Annotated in this window: 1 pseudogene; it reads left to right on the plus strand. The window is 39.3% G+C overall.

The features are described from left to right. A pseudogene (locus tag GQO39_RS08930) lies at positions 1-1,340 on the plus strand (Vomp family autotransporter); the annotation flags it as partial.

Genomic DNA, 1,340 nt, shown 5'->3' on the forward strand with positions numbered 1-1,340 from the left:
ATGGTAATATTACTAAAGGTTCAACGGATGCAGTTACAGGTAATCAGCTTTTTGAGACGAATAGTAAGGTTGCCACTTATTTAGGTGGTGGTGCTGGGTATAAGGATGGTCAATGGACACCCCCAGGTTTCATAGTTAAAACATTTGATGCTGAAGGGAATGCGGCGGAGGAAAAGTACAGTAATGTTGCGGATGCAATAGCAGGTGTTAGCAGTTCTATCACGAATGTTCATAAAGAGATTAACAATGAGATTAGCAATGTTGTCAGTGATAGCCTTGTTAAACAAGATGAAACATCAAAGATTATCAAGATTGGTGGTGAGAAAGACGGTACAGAAATTTTTATTGCAAGTAATGAAGGTGCTAATCGTACACTTTCTGGTGTAAAGGAAGCGGTTAACGATAATGAAGCTGTCAACAAGGGGCAACTTGAAAAAAGTTTGCATGATCTTTCTAAAAGTCTTCAGTCAGAAGATTCAGCAGTTGTTCATTACGATAAGAATGAAGATGAGAATGGCACTACTAATTACAAGAGTGTGACTTTGGGTGGTAAAGACAAGTCTCCTGTTGCACTTCATAATGTTGCTGATGGTACAATTTCTTCAGAATCACATGATACGATCAATGGTAAGCAGGTTAATAAAATCAACGAGGATGTTGCTAAATTTTTAGGTGGTAATGCGTCTTTTAAAGACGGTACTTTTACAGGACCAACTTATAGCTTATCAAAGGTTGAAGAAAATGGTTTGGTATCAAGTGCTACCTTTAACGATGTCGGAGCAGCCTTCACAGGACTTGATGATAATATCAAGAATGTGAATGCGCGTATTAAAGAAGTTTCAGAAGGTGTAGCGCAAAATTCTCTTTCGTGGAGCAAGGAGGATAATGCCTTTGTAGCCAAGCATGGTGAGGGAGATGCAAAGACGAGCAGCAAGATCACATTTCTTGCGAATGGAGATCTTTCATCAACCTCTACAGATGCAGTTACAGGTAATCAGCTTTTTGAAACGAATAATAAGGTTGCTAGTTATTTAGGTGGCGGAGCTGGGTATGAGGAAGGCACATGGACAGCTCCAACATTTACAGTAAAAACGTTTGATGCAAATGGTAAGGAAAGTGAGAAGAGCTATGCGAGTGTTGCGGAAGCTTTTACAGGTGTTAGTAGTGCTTTCACAAGTTTTGGTGACAAAGTTACCAATGAGATTACCAATCAAGTCAATAATGCGATTAGCAAAGTGGAAGGTGATAGTCTAGTTAAGCAAGACGAGAAGACAAAAGTTATCATGATTGGTGGTGAGAAAGATGGAACAAGCATCAGTATTGCAAATAGTGATGGTGTT

Origin of the sequence: Bartonella refiksaydamii, assembly GCF_902652675.1 — a bacterium.
Taxonomy (GTDB): Bacteria; Pseudomonadota; Alphaproteobacteria; order Rhizobiales; family Rhizobiaceae; genus Bartonella; species Bartonella refiksaydamii.